This is a genomic window from Duganella vulcania, from assembly GCF_009857655.1.
In the GTDB taxonomy this organism is placed as follows: domain Bacteria; phylum Pseudomonadota; class Gammaproteobacteria; order Burkholderiales; family Burkholderiaceae_D; genus Rugamonas; species Rugamonas vulcania.
The window spans coordinates 1-18074 of sequence record NZ_WWCX01000109.1; the positions used below are offsets into that span (position 1 = coordinate 1).

Genomic DNA, 18074 nt, shown 5'->3' on the forward strand with positions numbered 1-18074 from the left:
GGCCCCCGCAACGCCGGCGCCCCCGGCAACCCCGGCGGCGCCATCGCCCGCCGACCCCACCGCCTTCAGCATGGACAGCCTGATGCGCGTGATGGGCAAGGACGCCAAGGGCCGCGCCGTGATGGTCAAGATGGTGCGCGACGTGGTCGACACCGGCATGCAGCCGGCCGACCAGGCCGGCCAGGCGCTGCGGGAAGGCCGGCTGCGCGACGCCGCCCGCCAGTTCCACAGCCTGCGCGGCGCGGTCGGCGTGCTGGGCGCCAAGCGCCTGATCCAGGCCACCGTCGAAGCAGAAACCGCCATCAACGAGCAGCGCGACGAGCTGCTGGAAGCGCGCTACCAGGCCGTGCGCGACGAGCTGGAACACACGCTGGCGCTGGCCCGCGACTGGCTGGCCGGCCAATCCTCCTGACCGCTCCGCCCGCCGTTTTCACATACCGGAACGATATTGATAATAATTCGCATTTACATAAGTTAACTTCATTGTTACAATCCTCCGTCACGATCCGGCAGCCAGACGCCCGCAGCGCAGCCCGCCGCCTACATTCTCGGAGAAAGTTGCAAATGATTAAGAGTCGCAAACACGCGCAGTCGCGCTTCAACCAACAGATGAGCGCGGCATTGGCCGTGATGCTGCTGCCGGTGGCCGCCCACGCGGCGGCCGACACCGGCGCCGACCCGGTTGTCGTGGCCGGCAGCAATCAGACGCTGCAGGAAGTCAAGGTCCGTGGCGAAGCCATCAACGACTTCAAGGCCGAGAAGGCCTCGTCCGCCAAGTACACCGAAAAGCTGGTCGACACCGCCCAGACGCTGACCGTAATCAAGAAGGAACTGATCGAGCAGCAGGGCGCCGTCACGCTGACCGAGGCGCTGCGCAACACCCCCGGCGTGGGCGCCTTCTTCCTGGGCGAGAACGGCAGCACCAACACCGGCGACGCGGTCTACATGCGCGGCTTCGACGCCTCCGGCAGCATCTACGTGGACGGCGTGCGCGACGTCGGCTCGATCTCGCGCGACACCTTCAACATCGAACAGATCGACGTGCTCAAGGGCCCGGCCGGCACCGACAACGGCCGCAGCTCGCCGACCGGCTCGATCAACCTGGTCAGCAAGAAGCCGCTGATGGAAGACGCCTACCTGGGCGCCGTCACCGTCGGCAGCGGCCAGCAAAAGCGCGTCACCGCCGACCTGAACAAGATCATCAACGCCGACACCGGCACCGCCTTCCGCCTGAACGTGCTCGACCAGGACAGCGGCAACCCGGCGCGCGACGTGGTCAAGAACAAGCGCTGGGCCATCGCGCCATCGGTCGCCTTCGGCCTGAACGGCCCGACCCGCGTCTACCTGAACTACCTGCACGTCGACCAGGACAACATTCCCGACGGCGGCGTGCTGACCATCGGCCTGCCGGGCTGGACCCCGCCGGCGCCGGTCGTGCTGAAGGCGGCCACGCCCACCACGCCTGCCGTGCTGGGCCCGAGCTTCGCCTTCATGGCCGGCGCCAGGGCGGTCGATCCGAAGAACTTCTACGGCTCGGTGCTGGACTTCGACCGCGTCAAGGCCGACATGCTGACCGCCCGCATCGAGCACGACTTCGCCGGCGGCGCCCGCCTGCAAAGCACCACCCGCTACGGCCGCACCAAGCAGGACTACCTGCTGACCTCGTTCATGTCGACCGGCGCCAACCTGCGCAACGTCGTGGCCGGTTCCAATCCGGACAACTGGATGATCGCGCGCACCAACCTGACCTACAAGGACCAGCTCAACGAGATCGTCACCAACCAGACCACCGTCACCGCCGACTTCGACGGCGGCGCGCTCAAGCACACCGTGGTGGCCGGCCTGGAACTGGTCAACGAGAAGCAGACCAACTACACCAACGTCAACGCGCCGGGCGCGACCGGCCTGCCGCTGGTCAGCATCTACCATCCGGATTCCAGCCAGCCGGTGACGCCGGCCCAGGTCAGCCTGGTGCGCAACGGCGCGCGCGGCGACGGCACCACCACCACCGAGAGCGTGTACGTGTTCGACACCGCCAAGCTGGGCGACAAGTGGATCTTCAACGCCGGCGTGCGCCTGGACCACTACAACACCACCTACAACGGCGTGACCGTGCAGGGCACCGCCACGCCGCAGACCATCCCGGTCGGCACGCTGCTGGCGAACTCGCTGACGGCCTCGGACAACCTGCTCAACGGCAAACTGTCGGCGCTGTACAAGCCGACCGCCGACAGCAGCGTCTACGCGCTGGTGGCGACCTCGAAGGCGCCGCCGGGCGGCACCAACTTCACGCTGAGCTCAGCCGCCAACAGCTCGGCCAATCCGAACTACGATCCGCAAATCACCACCAACTACGAGCTGGGCACCAAGTGGGACCTGCTCAAGCAGAAGCTGTCGCTGTCGGCCACGGCCTACCGCACCGACGTGCGCAACGAGATCGAAGCCGACCCGAACAACGCCGCCAACTTCTACCAGACCGGCAAGAAGCGCGTGCAGGGCATCGAGCTGGGCGTGACCGGCGAGATCCTGCGCAACTGGCTGGTCAGCGCCGGCTACACCCGCATGTCGACCCAGGTGGTGTCGGGCAAGGTGGTGACCGCCGCCGGCGACAACCTGCTGAGCTACACGCCCAAGCAGGCGTTCACGCTGTGGACCTCGTACACGCTGCCGATGGGCCTGCAGCTCGGCGGCGGCGCCCGCTTCAGCGACAAGCTGGCGCGCGGCACCGACGGCGCGGTCGGCACCCCGGCCTACGCCGATTCGTACTGGGTGTACGACGCCATGGCCTCGTACCCGATCAACAAGCACGTCGACCTGCGCCTGAACGTCTACAACCTGGCCGACAAGCAGTACGTACAGGCGATCAACAAGTCGGGCTACCGCTACACGCCGGGCGCGCCGCGCTCGGCCAGCCTGACCGCCAACTTCAAGTTCTAAGCGCCAGCCATGCTGTGACGCGCTGGCCCCGCCCTCACCGGCGGGGCTTTTTCATTTAAAGGAGAATTTCGATGATGCTGCACATCCCCGGCGTACTGAGCCGCGAACAAGTGGCCGCCATGCGGCGCCGTCTGGACCAGAGCGACTGGGTGGACGGCCGCACCACGGTCGGCGCCCAGGGCGCGCAGGTCAAGCAGAACCGGCAGCTGGCCGAAGGCTCGCCGCTGGCGCAGGAGCTGGGCGCGGAAGTGCTGGCGGCGCTGGCGGCCAGTCCGCTGTTCTTCGCCGCCGCGCTGCCGCTGCGCACCTGTCCGCCGCTGTTCAACAGCTACGCCGGCGGCGAGCACTACGGTTCCCACGTGGACGGCGCGCTGCGCCGCGTGGCAGCCAGCGGGCAATGGCTGCGCACCGATGTGTCGTCGACGCTGTTCCTGAGCGATCCCGACGACTACGACGGCGGCGAGCTGATCGTCACCGACGCCTACGGCGAGCACGAGGTCAAGCTGCCGGCCGGCGACCTGATCGTCTATCCGTCGACCAGCATCCACCGCGTGCAGCCGGTCACGCGCGGGGCGCGGGTCTGTTCCTTCTTCTGGACCCAGAGCATGGTGCGCGACGACATGCGCCGCTGCATGCTGCTCGAGCTGGACCAGAACATCCAGAGCCTGCGCGCGCGCCTGGGCGACTGCGAGGAACTGGTCGGCCTGACCGGCCACTACCACAACCTGCTGCGGCAGTGGAGCGAGGTCTAGGCCTGGCTCAGGCGGCGGCCTGTGCGTAGCGGCGCTCGACGCGCGCGCCCAGCGGACGCAGCGTGAACATCAGCGCAAACACGATGTTGGCCTTGCCTGGCGCGACATAGCCAATCAGCAGCGCCAGCGCCGCGATCGACATCACGCCGAAGCTGCGCACCATTGTCGCGCGGTAGGCGCCCAGGCTCATCGGATGCGCGCACAGGCCGGGATGGCGGTGGATATGGCGCGCCACCAGTAGGGTGGACACACTCAGCCAGATCATCACACCGGTATACACCGCCTGCCCCGTGGTCGAGGCGAACTGGCCGTTGACCGCCGAGGCGAACGGCAGCAGCGAGGCGCCGGACAGGCTGAGGATGGTCAGCCACAGCAGGCCCGGATCGGCGTGCCGCACGTAGCTGTACAGGCGATGGTTGGCGATCCAGAAGATGGCCAGCACGAAAAAGCTGACCAGCCACGACATCAGCTTGGGCAGCAGCTCCACCAGCGCCTCGCGCAGCGCGGCCTCGGTGGCCAGGTGCGCGTGCTCGGGCAGGCGCAGCTCGATCACCAGCAAGGTCATGGCGACGGCGAAAATGCCGTCCACCAGGGCTTCGATACGGTGCTTGCCCAGCTGCGGCTGGCCATCCGGGCTCAGGTCGGTCATCGGGGATCCTGTTGTGAATGAGACAGCCGCCATTCTTGCCGCGTGCTGCGGAAATTGCAACATTCAGTGCGCGGCCAGGCGGGTCGCATGGTAGCGGTCGATGCGCCAGGCGCCGCCCTCCCGCTTGAGGACGGCCGTTTCCAGGAAGCCGTAGGAAGTTTGCTCACCGTTGCTGGCGATCCACACCGCATCGTTGCGCGCCGTGGTCCAGGCCACATCGCCCAGCACCCGGGTGCGAAAGTCGTGCAGGCTGGCCCGTTGCCGGCCCAGCGCGGCGCTGCCAGTCAGCAGCGCCAACAAGGCGGCCCGGTCCAGGATGCGGTCCTGCTCGATCATGACAAACTCCGCCGTCAGGCCGGCCTCGAGCGCGCTCCAGTCATGCTGCTCCAGCGCGCGGTGCCAGTCGCTCAGGGCCGCCTCGGCGGCGAGGGTGTCGGACTGCGTGGCTTGCATGGTCATTCCTTTCAGGATATGGGCATGGGTATAATAGCAAAAGATCAATAACCATTCCGGGGATATCCATGCGCATTTCGCAGGCAGCACGTTCCACCTTGACCTTCCTTGCCACCCTGCTGTGCGCCGGCTGCGTGGCCATCGTGCCGCAGTCCGGCCAAGCCTCGGCCCGCGCCGATGGCGGCCCATCGTTTTGCCAGACTTCCCCCGACGGCAGGGCGGTAGCCTGCGGCCCCGCCGCCAGCTTCTGCCAGAAATCATCGGCCGGCAACGCGGTGGCATGCGGCCACAAGGCCAGCTTCTGCGACACCTCGTCCGACGGCAAGCAAGTCGCGTGCGGCGGCGAGGCCTCGTTCTGCGCCAAGTCGACCGACGGCAGCGCCGTGGCCTGCGGCGGCGAAGCCTCCTACTGCGAAAAATCGGCCGATGGCCAGCACGTGGCTTGCGGCGGCAAGGCGAGCTACTGCGAACAGTCGGCCAACGGCCACGAGGTCGCATGCGGCGGCCAGGCATCCTTCTGCCAGGCCTCGGCCGATGGCTCGTCGGTGGCCTGCGGCGGACGCTGACGCCCGCCCCCGCTCCGTGCACCAGCCCGCCGCGAGCGGGCTTTTTTGCGCCCCACTGAGCTGGCTTACTATCAGCAAGCCACTGACAAAAAACAAGCCATCGCCGACATTTTGATCGCAACGGACTTCGAGCGCTTGCTCGCCGAAAGCGGCTACGCGCAATCGCCGTAACCGCCCCGTCCTCCCACCGCCGCCGATCCACGCGCTCCGCCCGGAGCGCCGGGCGGCGTGACTTGCCTCCCGCACTCCCGCAACCCCAGCCGCACGGCACTACACGATTCTCACCCGCAATAGCTTGATATTGCCGGCCGCACCATTCCACTTCCTCCAGGAAATTTAAGGCTACAAAAGTAGCACATGCCCCGTTTTGGTGCATTGACTTTTGTCAAATCGCCAATCATGCAAGTAAGTTATCGTTCGCCCTGTCTTTGATCTGACGCAGAAAAACCACTCGTCAAACTTGAACTTTTTTGAGCCGCATCAGTAGCTTGCCTACGACTGAAAGGAACCCCTGGATGACACAGTATTCCGACATTTGCATCATTGGCGCCGGCCTGGGAGGGTTGGCATGTGCAACTCAGTTGATTAAAGCCGCTTTCGGCAAGCATCTGCGCATCCGCATCTTCGACCTGAACGCCAGGGTCGGCGGACGCATCCAGTCGCGCATGGTGGGTGACGAGGTCGCCGAACTGGGCGCGGCCCGCTACTCGCCGCAGCTGCATCCGCATTTCGACGAGCTCATGCAGGATAGCGGCCTGCAGCACGCGATCTATCCCTTCACCGAAGTGGCCGCCGGCGGCCGCGAGCAGGAAAAGCTCAAAGCCACGCTGCACAGCCTGAGCGCGATGCTGAAGGAACACCCGACCGAATCCTTCCTGGAATTCGTCAGCCATTACCTGGGCGAGGCCGAAGCCATCCGCATGATCAAGGCCACCGGCTACGACGCCTTGCTGCTGCCCATCGTCTCGGGCGCCATGGCCTACGACATCATCAAGAAGCACCCGGAGACGCAAAGCTTCACCGAGAACGCCGGCAACGAATGGCGCTACGCCACCGACGGCTACGCCGAACTGCTGGCGCAGCTGCAACGCCAGGCGCAGGCCGCCGGCGTCGAGTTCCAGATGGAGCACCGCCTGCTGTCGGTCGAACGCGCCGGCGCCGACCACGTGCTGGTCTTCAGCCACCAGGGCGACACCAAGGTGCACCGCACCCGCCACCTGATCATGGCCGTGCCGCCATCGGCGATGCCGCAGCTGAACCTGGATTTCCCGGCAGCGTGGAGCTCGTTCGAATACGATTCGCTGCCCTTGTTCAAAGGCTTCCTGACCTTCGACCACGCCTGGTGGCAAGCGCTCGGCCTGACCGACAAGGTGGTGATGACCAACAATCCGCTGCGCAAGATCTACTTCAAGGGCGACCAGTACCTGCTGTTCTACAACGACAGCGACAGCGCCACCTATTGGCGGGAATGCCTGGAGCAGGGCGAGGACGCCTACCTGGAACAGGTGCGCCGCCACCTGGAGGACGCGCTGCCGCTGGACGGCCAGCCCATGCCGCCGATCAAGGGGCATTTCCACAAGCACTGGCCGCACGGCGTCGAGTTCTACACGGATCCGCACAGCGCGCATCCGGCCGTGCTGCTACACCAGGACGGCATCATCTCCTGCTCGGACGCCTACACCCAGCACTGCGGCTGGATGGAGGGCAGCCTGATCAGTGCCCGTTACGCCACCCGCCTGCTGCTGGAGCGCCTGCGCCAGCAGGCCGAAGCTGCGGGCGAGGCCGATGAGCTGGCCACCACGTCGGCTGAGGGCGCATGAGCATCCTCGACCTGCCCCGCCTGCACTTCGGCGGCTTCGCGCGCGCCAACGTGCCGACCGCGAACCGCAACACGCACGGCCACATCGATATCGCCACCAACGCGATCTCGATGGCGGGCGAGCCGTTCGACCTGAGCCGGCCGCCGTCCGAGTTCCACCAGCACCTCCGGCAGCTTGAGCCGCGCTTCAACGCCGCCGGCAAGCCGGACCCGGAAGGTGTGTTCAGCCAGGCGGCCGGCTACAACTTCTGCGGCAACAATCACTTCTCGTGGGAGAACGTGCGCATCACCGGCGTGCAGCTGCGCGAAGGCGACATCGACACGGAGGACGCGCTGGTCGGCGCCAGGCTGGCCTTGTGGGGCCACTACAACGACTACCTGCGCACCACGTTCAACCGCGCGCGGTGGGTCGACAACAACCCGGGCCAGCCGGACACCACGCTGATCTACGCCGGCCAGTTCACGCTGAGCGGCAAGCAGGCCACGCCACACACGCCGATGCTGTTCAGCGCCGACATCCCGCAGGCGCACTCGGTACGCTGGCTGGGTGGCGGCCACGTCACCGAACGCAGCGGACACTTCCTCGATGACGAGTTCGGCCGCTCGCGGCTGTTCCAGTTCTCGGTGGCCAAGCAGGACCGCAACTTCCTGTTCAATCCCGACGCGCCGCTGCCATCGAGCATGTGCGCGCTGCAGCACGCGCTGGATGACGACGACGTGCTGGGCCTGACGATCCAGTACGCGCTGTTCAACATGTCGACGCCGTTGAAGCCGGATTCGCCGGTGTTCTACGACCTGGCCGGCAGCATCGGCCTGTGGCGCCGCGACGAGCTCGCCACCTATCCCAGCGGCCGCTTGCTGCTGCCGCAACAGGGCAGCCTGGGGCCGGTGCTGGTGAAGCTGCACGCGGACCGCGTCTCGCTCAACATGCCGACCGCCATCCCCTTCACCACCCGCGCCGCCAGCGCGGTGTCCGAGCAGCATCCCACGCACGCGCTCGGCGGCAAGCAGGCGCTGGGCGAGCTCACGCTGCACGACGCGGCGGGCACGCTGGTCGCCCGCATACCCGAGCAGCTGTACCTTGACCACTGGCGCCACAACGGCGTGTTCGACGTGCCGCTGCGTCACGGCGCCACGCCGTCCGGTTCGCTGCGCCTGGGCAGCGCGCACGCGCAATGGGACGAGGCCGACTGGGTGGTGCAGTCCGACAGCAACCAGCTGTACCTGGAAGCGCCCAACTGTGGACAACAACAGGATTATCCACAGACGATCACGCTGCAAAGCCGCTTTCGCGGCGAGCTGGCCGCGCACCCGGCGCTGACCGCGCAGGCGCAGGACGCCGGCATGCTGGCGCTGCAACTGCAACCGTCCGCACGCGGCGAAGGCTACGCCGACTTGACCGTCACCGGCCGCCGCTCCGGCGCCACGCGCATCGTGCTGGGTGCAGGCCGGGAAGCGCAAACCATAGTCGCGCGCGTGCTGCCCGACGACTGGCACCTGGACGACGTCCCCGCCGAACAGGTCGACTACGACTTCCTGTACCGGCACGTGATGAGCTACTACGAGCTGGTGTATCCCTTCATGTCGGACAAGGTGTTCAGCCTGGCGGACCAGTGCAAGACCGAAACCTACTCGCGCCTGATGTGGCAGATGTGCGACCCGCAAAACCGCGACAAGAGCTACTACATGCCGAGCACGCGCGAGCTGTCGCTGCCGAAGTCGCGCCTGTTCCTGAAATACCTGACGCAGGTCGAGGCCGCCGCCAGGACCACGCAGCCGCAGCCCGAAAAGCCGCGCGCCATCGGCAGCAAGCAGGAGCTGATCGCCGAACTGAAAACAGCGATCGACCTGGAACTGTCGCTGATGCTGCAATACCTGTACGCCGCCTACACCATCCCCAACTACGAGCAGGGCGCGCAGCTGGTGCAGGCTGGCCGCTGGCAGCAGGACGAGCTGGAGCTGGCCTGCGGCACCGAAGACCGCCGCCGCAACAGCGGCACGCGCGGCGCGCTGCTGGAAATCGCCCACGAGGAAATGATCCACTACCTGGTGGTGAACAACGTGCTGATGGCGCTCGGCGAGCCCTTCCACGCCGGCACGCCCCTGCTGGGCGAGCAGGCGCGGCAGCGCTTCGGCCTGGACACGGAGTTCGCCTTCGAACCGTTCTCCGAACACGTGCTGGCCAGGTTCGTGCGCTTCGAATGGCCGGACTACCTGCCCACGCCGGGCAAGTCCATCGCCAGCTTCTACATCGCCATCCGCCAGGCGCTGGCCGACCTGCCCGAGCTGTTCGACCCCAACGGCGGCAAGCGCGGCGGCGAGCACCACCTGTTCCTCAAGGAGCTGACCAACCGCGCCTATCCCGGCTACCAGCTGGAAGTGTACGACCGCGACAGCGCGCTGTTCGCGATCGACTTCGTCACCGAGCAGGGGGAGGGCGTGGCGGTCGACTCGCCGCATTTCGCCTCCTCGCATTTCCAGCGGCTGCGCGCGATGGCCGGCAAGTACACGTCCCGCGAAAAGCCGTTCGAGCCGGCCGTGCCCGCGCTGAAGAACCCGGTGCTGGAAGCGCGCGCCGACTGCACCGTGGTGACCGACCACAAGGCCCGCTCGCTGATGCAGCTGTACCAGGGCTGCTACGAGCTGACGTTCCAGCTGATGGCGCACCACTTCGCGCAGCAGCCGCTGGGCAGCCTGCGCCGCTCGCGGCTGATGAACGCATCCATCGACATCATGACCGGCCTGCTGCGCCCGCTGTCGGCTGCGCTGATGAACATGCCGTCCGGCGTACCGGGCCGTAACGCCGGGCCGCCGGTGCCGGCGCCGCCGGGCCAGCAGGTCGACAGCGACTTCAGCCTGGGCTGCCTGCAGCTGGCGCACAAATGCCTGTCGCTGGCGCAGTACGCGCGCAGCCTGCAGGCCGGCGTGGCCGGCCTGGCGCAGATCGAAATGTTGGAGTTCTTTAATCAGCAATTGACCGATTTATCTCGGGGAAGGATGTCAAGGGAAGCGTAAATGAAAAAGACCATCATCATTGTCGGCGGCGGGCTAGCCGGCAGCCTGACCGCCATCTACCTGGCCCAGCGCGGATACGACATCCACGTCATCGAAAAACGCAGCGATCCGCTGCAGGACAACTCCGCCACGGCCGACCCGGTCAGCTCGCGCGCCATCGGCGTCAGCATGACCGTGCGCGGCATCAAGGCCGTGCTGGCGGCCGGCATCAGCCGGCGGGAACTGGAGCAATGCGGCGAGCCCATCGTCGGCATGGCGTTCTGCGTGCGCGGCCAGTTGAAGGTGCGCGAGCTGAGCCCGCTGGAAGACATGTTCCCGCTCTCGCTGGACCGCAACGCCTTCCAGCGCCTGCTCAACCGCTACGCCGTCAAGCACAACGTGAAGTACTACTTCGAACACCGCTGCCTGGATGTCGACCTCGAACACAAGACCGTGCTCATCCAGGGCAAGGGCGGCGTCATGCAGCACCTGCACGGCGACCTGATCATCGGCGCCGACGGCGCCCACTCGGCCGTGCGCCGCGCGATGCAGAGCGGCATGCGGCGCTTCGAATTCAAGCAGAGCTTCTTCCGCCACGGCTACAAGACGCTGGTGCTGCCGAACGCCAAGGAACTGGGCTTCCGCAAGGACTTGCTGTACTTCTTCGGCATGGATTCCAAGGGCCTGTTCGCCGGCCGCGCCGCCACCATCCCGGACGGCAGCATCAGCTTCGCCATCTGCCTGCCCTACAGCGGCATGCCCAGCCTGGCCACGCTGCACCGCGAGACGATGGCGGAATTCTTCAGCCGCTACTTCAGCATGCTGCCGGAGGCCAGCCGGCAAGCGCTGGTGGACCAGTTCATCGCGCTGCCCAGCAACGACCTGATCAACGTGCGCTCCAGCACCTTCCACTACAAGGGCAACGTGCTGCTGCTGGGCGACTCGGCGCACGCCACCGCGCCCTTCCTCGGCCAGGGCATGAACATGGCGCTCGAGGATGTGTACGTCTTCATCACGCTGCTGGAAAAACACGGCGAGGCGCTGGACGTGGTGCTGTCCGAGTTCACCCGCCAGCGCAAGGTGCAGGCGGACGCCATGCAGGACATGGCGATCGCCAACTACGAGGCGCTGAGCAACCCCAATTTCATTTTCTTCCTGCAGACGCGCTACACGCGCTACATGCACAAGAAATTCCCCAACGTTTATCCGCCGGACATGGCGGAGAAACTGTACTTCACATCGGTTCCCTACGATGAGCTGCAGCAAATCCAGAAGAAGCAAAACGTGTGGTACAAACTTGGAAGGGTAAATTAATGAAGATTCTCGTTATCGGCGCCGGCCCGGCAGGATTGATCTTTGCCAGCCAGATGAAACAAGCCCAGCCCAGCTGGCACATCAGCATTGCGGAAAAGAACACCCAGGAAGAAGTGCTGGGCTGGGGCGTGGTGCTGCCGGGAAGGCCGCCGCGCCATCCGGCCAATCCGCTGTCCTACCTGGAGCAGCCGGAACTGCTGAACCCGCAATTCATCGAAGAGTTCAAGCTGGTGCACCGCGACCAGCCCAACCTGATGAGCACCGGCGTGACCTTGTGCGGCGTCGAGCGCCGCGGCCTGGTGCAAGCGCTGCGCGCCAAGTGCGTGGCGGCCGGCATCGACATCAGCTACGAAACGCCGATGCAGAGCCGGGAAGAGCTGGAAGCCGGGTACGACCTGGTGGTCGTATCCAACGGCATCAACCACAAATCGCTGGAACTGCCGCCGGCGCTGGCTGCGCAGGTCGACTTCGGACGCAACAAATACATCTGGTACGGCACCACCCAGCTGTTCGACCAGATGAACCTGGTCTTCCGCAACAACGACAAGGGGATCTTCATCGGCCACGCCTACAAGTACTCGGACAAGATGAGCACCTTCATCGTCGAGTGCAGCGAGCAAAGCTATGAGCGCGCCGGACTGGACAATATGACCGAACGCGAGGCGGCCGCCTACATCGCCAGCACCTTCAGCGCCGAGCTGGGCGATCACGGACTGGTGAGCCAGCCGGGCCAGGGCTGGCGCAACTTCATGACGCTCAGCCACGACCTGGCCTACGACGGCAAGTTCGTGCTGATCGGCGACGCGCTGCAATCGGGCCACTTCTCGATCGGCCACGGCACCACGATGGCGGTGGTGGTCGCGCACCTGCTGGTGAAGACGCTGGCCACCGGCCCGGACACCGCCGCCGCGCTGCGCAACTTCAACGACCGCGCGGTGCCGCTGGTGCAGCTGTTCAAGGAACACGCCAACAGCAGCCGCCGCTGGTTCGAGACCGTCAGCGACCGCATCGGCCTGAGCAACGCCGACCTGACCATCAGCTTCGACGCCCGCCGCAAGGACCTGCCGCCGTTGCAGGACGCGCTGATGGCCGCCCTCGGCTACGCGCTGGGCCGATAGGAGCCGCCATGCCAGTCCACGCCAAGCCGCCGCTGCTGCCGACGCAATGGAGCAGCGCCTACGTCTCCTACTGGTCGCCGATGCAGCCGGAGGACCAGCTCACCTCCGGCTATTGCTGGTTCGACTACGCCCGCAACATCTGCCGCATCGACGGGCTGTTCAACCCCTGGCCGGAAAAGGAGAAGGGCCACCGGCTGTGGATGTCGGAGCTCGGCGACGCCGGGCACAGGCAAAGCCGCAAGCGCAAAGTGGCTTATGCGAGGGAAGGCACGGCGGCCGGCGAGCAGCTGCTGGAAACCGTGCTGGACGATGAGTTGTCGTCCTTCCCCGAGCTGTTCCTGCCGCAGGCGATCCTGCGCGACGGTGGCGCGCTGCACAACGGCCGCCACACCGTGCTGGGCCAGGCCGCCGACGCCTGGGTGGTGGAGCGGCCGGGCGCGTCGTCGGTGTTCTACCTGCAGGCCGGCGGCAACCGCCTGCTGCGCATGGTCACCGGCAACGATCCGCAACACCAGTCGGTACGCGACTTCCCGAACTTCTGCACCGGGGACATCGCGGACAGCATTTTCTCGCGCTGACGGCGGCGCATCCAACCCGGGCGCGGGCCGCATCGGCGGCCCGCGCCCATTCCCCCAATCTCGAAGGAACCCTTTATGCCGTTGGTTGTCTACATACTCGGGTTGACGATCTTTTCGTTGACCACGTCCGAATTCATGGTGGCGGGCATCATGCCATCGCTGGCCCAGGCGCTGAACGTGCCGGTGACGCAGATCGGCTATCTGATCTCGCTGTACGCCATCGGGATGGTGGTCGGCGGCCCGCTGGCCACGGTGGGCCTGCTCAAGCTGCGCGTGCCCAACAAGCAGGGGTTGATGGGGCTGCTCGGCCTGTACGCGCTGGCGCAGTCGGTCGCCGCCTCGGCCGACAGCTACGACATCATGGCCATCGCCCGCGTGGCCACCGGCGTGGCGGGCTCGGCGTGCTTCGGCATGTCGCTGGCGATCAGTGCCGAGGTGGTCAGCCCCACCATGCGCGGGCGCGCCGCCGCCGTCGTCATTGGCGGCCTGATGCTCGCGGCCGTGGTTGGCGTGCCGGTCACCACGCTCATCGACCAGCACCAGGGATGGCGCGCCAGCTTCTGGCTGGTGGTGGCGCTGACGGGCATGTGCATGGTGCTGGTCGCGCTGCTGGTGCCGCGCTCGCGGTCGTCCGAACAGATCAGCCTCGGCAGGGAGATGGTGGAGTTCAGGAATCCGCATTTGTGGGCGGCCTACGCCACCAGCGCGCTCATCATCAGCGCCATCTTCGCCGCGTTCAGCTACTTCACGCCGATCCTGATCCAGATCACCGGCTTTGCGCCGTCGGCGATCCCGTGGCTGCTGGGCGCGTATGGCGTGGCCAACGTGGTCGGCAACGGCGTGGTGGGACGGTATGCGGACCAGCACACCATCCTCATCATGGTGTGGGGCATGATCGTGCTGGGCGTTAGCCTGGCGCTGTTCGCGGTGTTCGCGGACGACAAGACGGTCAGCGTCATCCTGCTGGTCGTGACCGGGTTGGTCGGCGTGTCGATGAATCCAGCCATCATCGCCCGCGTGATGAAGACCGCGCATCCGGGACCGCTGGTCAACACCGTGCACACGTCGGTCATCAACATCGGCCTGGGCGCCGGATCGTGGATAGGCGGCGCGGGCATCGCCGCCGGCTACGGCCTGCGCGCCCCGCTGTGGCTGGGTGTCGCGCTGGCCGTGCTGGCGCTGGGCAGCTTGCTGCCATATGTCAGGCAAAAGTCGCGCAGCCTGGACCGGGTGGCCTTGGCTCGCCGCCAGCCGGGATAACGCGCTACAGTTCGGCAAGGCTGGCGCGGGTGGCGGCGGCCTGCTCTTGCAAGGCTTGCTTGTCGGCGTCGCTCATGCGGCCCAGCTGGCGGTAGACCATGCCGAGCCGGTGGTTCTTGTCCAGCCGCTGTGCATTGCGGAGAAAAAAATCCCAGTACAGCGCATTGTAAGGACAGGCGCGCTCGCCGGTGCGCTGCTTTTTTTGGTAGTGGCAGCCCTTGCAGTAGTCGCTCATGCGGTCGATGTAGGCCGCGCTCGACACATAGGGCTTGGTGGCCAGCAGGCCGCCGTCGGCATACTGGCTCATGCCCAGCGTGTTTGGCAGTTCCACCCATTCGAAGGCGTCGATGTAGATGCCCAGGTACCATTGATGCAGTTCCTGCGGCGACAGCCCCGCCAGCAGGGCGAAATTGCCGATCACCATGAGGCGGTTGATGTGGTGGCTGTGCGCGTGCTCCAGCGACTGGCCGATCGCCGTCGCCAGGCAACGCATGCGCGTGTCGCCGCTCCAGAACCAGTGCGGCAGCGGCGCCGTGTGGCCGAAGGCGTTGAGAAGGTCGTAGCCCGGCATCCGTTGCCAGTAGACGCCGCGCACGTATTCGCGCCAGCCGAGGATTTGCCGGATATAGCCCTCGGCCGACGCCAGCGGCACCGCGCCGTCGCGCCAGGCCGCCTCGACCCGTTCCACCACCGTGCGCGGATCGAGCATCTTGCTGTTCATCGCGAACGACAGCAGCGAGTGGAACAAACGCCATGCACGCAGGCTCATCGCATCCTGGTAGCGGCCGAAATGCGGCAGCGCGTCTTGCACGAAGCGCTCCAGCTGCTGCAAGGCTTCCTCACGATTGAGCGGCCAGCGGAAATCGCCGGCCTGCGGTTCGCCGAAGCTGCGCACGCCCGCCGCCGTGATGGTGCGCCACAGCGCGCTGTGGTCGTGGCGCGGGCGCGCATCGGCCGGCTCCCATGGCAGGCCCGGCCAGGCCTCGCGGTTGTCGTGGTCGAAATTCCACTGGCCGCCCGCCGGCGCGCCGCCCTCGCCCATCAGCACGCCGTGGCGCTTGCGCATGTGGCGGTAGAACGGTTCCATGACCCATGCGGCGCGGCCGTCGAAAAAGCCGGCCGCCTCGTGGCGCGCGGCGTAGAAATGCTCGCTGTCGTCCATCCAGGTTTCGATGCCCAGTCCGGCGGCGTAGTCGGCCAGTTGCCGGTCCAGCCGCCATTCGTCCGGCGCCTGCCAGGCGAAGGCGTCCGCAGCGTAACGCGCCAGCAGGTAGTCCAGGTTGGCCGGCAGCGACTGGCGGTTGTCGGCGTCGTCGATGGCCAGGTAGTGGACGCGGTGGCCGGCCTCGCGCAGCCTACGCGCCAGGTCGCGCATCGCGGCGAAGATGGCGATGATCTTTTGCGCATGGTGCAGCACGTAGTCGGTTTCCTGGCGCACTTCCATCAGCACGAACACCACGTCCGCGCTGGGCTGCGCGAACCAGCTGTGGCGGCAGTTGAGCTGGTCGCCGAGGATCAGCTTGAGCGTGGTGCTCATGCCGGCACGGGCACGCGGAAGCGGCCGCGCAGCCAGCGGATCGGCGCGCCGACCAGCGGCAGCTTTTGCAGCAGCTCTTCGGCGGCGTCCCAGTAGTCGCGGTGCATGACGACCAGTCCGTCCGCGTTGAAGCGCAGATGGCTGCCGCCGTCGACGTGGTACGGCACACCACGCAGGCGGAACACGAACTGCCAGGTGACGAAGACCTGGCTTCCCTGCGCGATGCGTTCGTCGATGAAGAAGCGCGGCTGCTCGGTGTGCTCGAACATGTGGCGGAAGATCGCCTCGATAGCGGCCACGCCGCGCACGTCGTTGAAGGGGTCGCGAAACTGCGCGTCCGCCGCGTAGAATTCGCCGGCCCGCGCGACCGTCTCCGGGGTCAGCGAGGCATACCATGCCAGCAGTGGTTCAGCATCGTTCATTGTGGCACCAGGAAGTGAGTGATAAGGGCGAAGCGCCAGCGGTACGGCAGCCAGCGCAGCAGCTTGACCAGCAGCGTGAAGCGCTTCGGAAAATGAATCTCGAACTGGCCGGCCGACAGCCCGCGCACGATCGCGCTGGCCGCCGCCTGAGGGGTCTGCAGTGCCGGCATGGCGAACTTGTTCTGCTCGGTCAGCGGCGTCTGCACAAAGCCGGGATTGATCAGGTACACGTCCAGCCCGCGCGGCTGCAAATCGGTGTACAGCAGCTCGGCCAGGTTGATCAGCGCGGCCTTGCTGGGCCCGTACACGCTGGCGTTGGGCAAGCCGACATACCCCGCCACGCTGGCGACGATGGCGATGCCGCCGCTGCCGCGCGCCAGCATCGCCGGCAGCACCGTGGCCAGCCCAGTGTAGACGCTGCCCAGGTTGACGGCCAGCGTGTTGGCCGCGCCGTCCGGGCTGACGTCCCAGCTGCGCTCCGGCCGGTAGGCGGCGGCGCAGAACACGATCAGGTCCACCCCGCCCAGCTGCGCGCAGATGTACTGGTAGCTGGCGCCCCAGGCGTCCTGGTCCAGGATGTCGAACGGCGCGACCACGGCCTGCGCATGGCCTGCCGCGACGGCTTGCAGCAGGGTAGCCCGGCGTGCCGACAGCGCCACCCGCGCGCCCGCCTGCAGCAGCGCCTGGGCCAGCGCGGCGCCAATGCCGCTGGAGGCGCCGACCAGCCACACGCGCCGGCCCGCCCATGCCGTGACGGGCCGGTTCAGCGGGCGCATGCGCGCCTCCGGAACATCAGCGTGACCTGGCCCAGCTCGACGCCGAACTTGGCCATGCTGGCGCGGTTGATCATGGTGCAATCATCGATCAGGAACATCCAGTCGTCGAAGGCCATTTCGTAGGTGCTGCCGCCCACCGGCAGCAGCAGCGTGTATTGCCAGCGCAGCGCGTTGCCGGCCAGCTCGCCCAGCGCTTCACCCTTGACGTCGTCGGCGCGGCCACGCCAGCGGCCATCGGCGTCGCGGGTCAAATGCCACACGCGGCGCTGCGTGCTGCCATCGTCGTACTGGAACTGTTCGTCGAGCGTCAGCGTGCCGTCGCCGCCAGTGCCGGTGATGACGACGTGGAAGCGCTTTTCCACCTTGCCGCCACGGCGCTGGAACATGCCCCAGGCATCGGTAGTGCCTTGGAAGTAGTTGGCCAGGTCCAGCACCGGCCGCTGCGCCTTGTATTGCTGGACATCGGGACCGGCACAGCCGGCGAGCAGGGCCAGCAGCAGGGCGGATAACAATTTCTTCATAGACGGCTCCGATAACGTAGGACGGGCATGGGTTCCGGCTGCGGCCGCAGCGCGGCCATGGCCAGCAGTTTGAGCAGGCAGGGCAAGCCGGCGTACACCAGCGCCAGCGCGGCGCCGCCGGCGACGCCTGGGCGGTAGCCGAGCGCGGCCAGCAGCGGCAGCGCCAGGCCGGACAAGGCCAGCGCCAGCTTGCCGAGCAATGTGAGCACGCCGTAGTACGCGCCGGCGGCGTCGTCGTCGGCGATCAGCCCGGCCAGCAGCACGGGCGGCATGGCCAGGTCGGCGCCCAGCGCCACGCCGGCGCCGAGGCAGACGGCAAAGTACGGCAACACGTCGCCCGCGCCCAGCAGGCCGGCGCCGGCAAAGCTGGCGACCGCG

General features: G+C 66.8%; 16 protein-coding genes and 1 pseudogene. 10 read left to right on the plus strand and 7 right to left on the minus strand.

All coding sequences use genetic code 11. The annotated features are described in order from the left end of the window. From GTP90_RS30800 to GTP90_RS30810, 3 genes are all read left to right on the plus strand, one after another. Positions 1 to 412 (plus strand): Hpt domain-containing protein (locus GTP90_RS30800; protein ID WP_161087094.1); only part of this gene is annotated, 412 nt, incomplete at its 5' end. 152 nt (positions 413 to 564) lie between these two features. Next, on the plus strand, positions 565 to 2937 hold the full coding sequence (locus tag GTP90_RS30805; protein WP_161087095.1) for a catecholate siderophore receptor Fiu: 2373 nt from the start codon (positions 565 to 567) through the stop codon (positions 2935 to 2937). A gap of 71 nt (positions 2938 to 3008) precedes the next feature. Beyond that, a complete protein-coding gene (locus GTP90_RS30810) occupies positions 3009 to 3689 on the plus strand; it encodes a Fe2+-dependent dioxygenase (protein ID WP_161087096.1) in 681 nt (226 codons plus the stop codon). A 7-nt stretch (positions 3690 to 3696) separates the two neighbouring features. Here GTP90_RS30810 and GTP90_RS30815 read toward each other — a convergent pair whose 3' ends face one another. Both GTP90_RS30815 and GTP90_RS30820 read right to left on the minus strand, forming a co-directional pair. Further along, entirely contained in the window at positions 3697 to 4338 is a 642-nt protein-coding gene (locus GTP90_RS30815; protein ID WP_161087097.1) for a TMEM175 family protein, read from the minus strand. Positions 4339 to 4401: 63 nt separating this feature from the next. Further along, positions 4402 to 4791, minus strand: coding sequence for a nuclear transport factor 2 family protein (locus tag GTP90_RS30820; protein ID WP_161087098.1), 390 nt, complete (start codon positions 4789 to 4791; stop codon positions 4402 to 4404). Between the two features lie 68 nt (positions 4792 to 4859). On the opposite strand from GTP90_RS30820, the gene GTP90_RS30825 reads away from it, so the two are divergent. The 7 genes from GTP90_RS30825 (at position 4860) to GTP90_RS30855 (ending at position 14440) form a co-directional block, all read left to right on the plus strand. After that, the gene (locus GTP90_RS30825) at positions 4860 to 5357 is read left to right on the plus strand and encodes a hypothetical protein (protein WP_161087099.1); all 498 of its coding nucleotides are present in this window, start codon (positions 4860 to 4862) and stop codon (positions 5355 to 5357) included. A gap of 515 nt (positions 5358 to 5872) precedes the next feature. Then, positions 5873 to 7177, plus strand: a complete 1305-nt coding sequence (gene vioA, locus GTP90_RS30830; protein WP_161087100.1) for a flavin-dependent violacein biosynthesis tryptophan-2 monooxygenase VioA — start codon at positions 5873 to 5875, stop codon at positions 7175 to 7177. Next, a complete protein-coding gene (gene vioB, locus GTP90_RS30835) occupies positions 7174 to 10191 on the plus strand; it encodes an iminophenyl-pyruvate dimer synthase VioB (RefSeq protein ID WP_161087101.1) in 3018 nt (1005 codons plus the stop codon). The genes vioA and vioB overlap by 4 nt, the downstream gene beginning before the upstream one ends. Then, on the plus strand, positions 10192 to 11484 hold the full coding sequence (vioC, locus tag GTP90_RS30840) for an NADP-dependent violacein biosynthesis oxygenase VioC (protein WP_161087102.1): 1293 nt from the start codon (positions 10192 to 10194) through the stop codon (positions 11482 to 11484). Next, positions 11484 to 12602, plus strand: coding sequence for a flavin-dependent violacein biosynthesis monooxygenase VioD (gene vioD, locus GTP90_RS30845; protein WP_161087103.1), 1119 nt, complete (start codon positions 11484 to 11486; stop codon positions 12600 to 12602). The genes vioC and vioD overlap by 1 nt, the downstream gene beginning before the upstream one ends. An 8-nt stretch (positions 12603 to 12610) precedes the next feature. Further along, a complete protein-coding gene (vioE, locus tag GTP90_RS30850) occupies positions 12611 to 13180 on the plus strand; it encodes a violacein biosynthesis enzyme VioE (RefSeq protein ID WP_161087104.1) in 570 nt (189 codons plus the stop codon). Between the two features lie 75 nt (positions 13181 to 13255). Further along, a complete protein-coding gene (locus GTP90_RS30855; protein ID WP_161087105.1) occupies positions 13256 to 14440 on the plus strand; it encodes an MFS transporter in 1185 nt (394 codons plus the stop codon). A gap of 4 nt (positions 14441 to 14444) precedes the next feature. Here the strand turns inward: GTP90_RS30855 and GTP90_RS30860 are convergent, their stop codons facing one another. From GTP90_RS30860 to GTP90_RS30880, 5 genes and pseudogenes are all read right to left on the minus strand, one after another. After that, entirely contained in the window at positions 14445 to 15977 is a 1533-nt protein-coding gene (locus tag GTP90_RS30860) for a cryptochrome/photolyase family protein (protein ID WP_161087106.1), read from the minus strand. Next, a complete protein-coding gene (locus GTP90_RS30865; protein ID WP_161087107.1) occupies positions 15974 to 16399 on the minus strand; it encodes a nuclear transport factor 2 family protein in 426 nt (141 codons plus the stop codon). The genes GTP90_RS30860 and GTP90_RS30865 overlap by 4 nt, the downstream gene beginning before the upstream one ends. Next, positions 16396 to 17175 (minus strand): SDR family NAD(P)-dependent oxidoreductase, encoded by a 780-nt coding sequence (locus GTP90_RS30870; protein WP_161087108.1) that lies wholly within the window; start codon positions 17173 to 17175, stop codon positions 16396 to 16398. Before GTP90_RS30870 ends, GTP90_RS30865 begins: the two co-directional genes overlap by 4 nt. After that, positions 17163 to 17696: a DUF3833 domain-containing protein gene (locus GTP90_RS30875; protein WP_161087109.1), complete on the minus strand. Its 534-nt coding sequence runs from the start codon at positions 17694 to 17696 to the stop codon at positions 17163 to 17165. Before GTP90_RS30875 ends, GTP90_RS30870 begins: the two co-directional genes overlap by 13 nt. After that, a pseudogene (locus GTP90_RS30880) lies at positions 17693 to 18074 on the minus strand (MFS transporter); the annotation flags it as partial. The pseudogene GTP90_RS30880 and the gene GTP90_RS30875, both read right to left, overlap by 4 nt.

Bases quoted from the DNA above. Each gene is read 5' to 3' on its own strand.
- GTP90_RS30820 (WP_161087098.1), bottom strand. From the start codon at position 4,791: ATGCAAGCCACGCAGTCCGACACCCTCGCCGCCGAGGCGGCCCTGAGC.
- vioA (WP_161087100.1), top strand. From the start codon at position 5,873: ATGACACAGTATTCCGACATTTGCATCATTGGCGCCGGCCTGGGAGGG.
- GTP90_RS30810 (WP_161087096.1), top strand. From the start codon at position 3,009: ATGATGCTGCACATCCCCGGCGTACTGAGCCGCGAACAAGTGGCCGCC.
- vioC (WP_161087102.1), top strand. From the start codon at position 10,192: ATGAAAAAGACCATCATCATTGTCGGCGGCGGGCTAGCCGGCAGCCTG.
- GTP90_RS30865 (WP_161087107.1), bottom strand. From the start codon at position 16,399: ATGAACGATGCTGAACCACTGCTGGCATGGTATGCCTCGCTGACCCCG.
- vioD (WP_161087103.1), top strand. From the start codon at position 11,484: ATGAAGATTCTCGTTATCGGCGCCGGCCCGGCAGGATTGATCTTTGCC.
- GTP90_RS30870 (WP_161087108.1), bottom strand. From the start codon at position 17,175: ATGCGCCCGCTGAACCGGCCCGTCACGGCATGGGCGGGCCGGCGCGTG.
- GTP90_RS30860 (WP_161087106.1), bottom strand. From the start codon at position 15,977: ATGAGCACCACGCTCAAGCTGATCCTCGGCGACCAGCTCAACTGCCGC.
- GTP90_RS30875 (WP_161087109.1), bottom strand. From the start codon at position 17,696: ATGAAGAAATTGTTATCCGCCCTGCTGCTGGCCCTGCTCGCCGGCTGT.
- GTP90_RS30825 (WP_161087099.1), top strand. From the start codon at position 4,860: ATGCGCATTTCGCAGGCAGCACGTTCCACCTTGACCTTCCTTGCCACC.
- GTP90_RS30855 (WP_161087105.1), top strand. From the start codon at position 13,256: ATGCCGTTGGTTGTCTACATACTCGGGTTGACGATCTTTTCGTTGACC.
- vioE (WP_161087104.1), top strand. From the start codon at position 12,611: ATGCCAGTCCACGCCAAGCCGCCGCTGCTGCCGACGCAATGGAGCAGC.
- vioB (WP_161087101.1), top strand. From the start codon at position 7,174: ATGAGCATCCTCGACCTGCCCCGCCTGCACTTCGGCGGCTTCGCGCGC.
- GTP90_RS30805 (WP_161087095.1), top strand. From the start codon at position 565: ATGATTAAGAGTCGCAAACACGCGCAGTCGCGCTTCAACCAACAGATG.
- GTP90_RS30815 (WP_161087097.1), bottom strand. From the start codon at position 4,338: ATGACCGACCTGAGCCCGGATGGCCAGCCGCAGCTGGGCAAGCACCGT.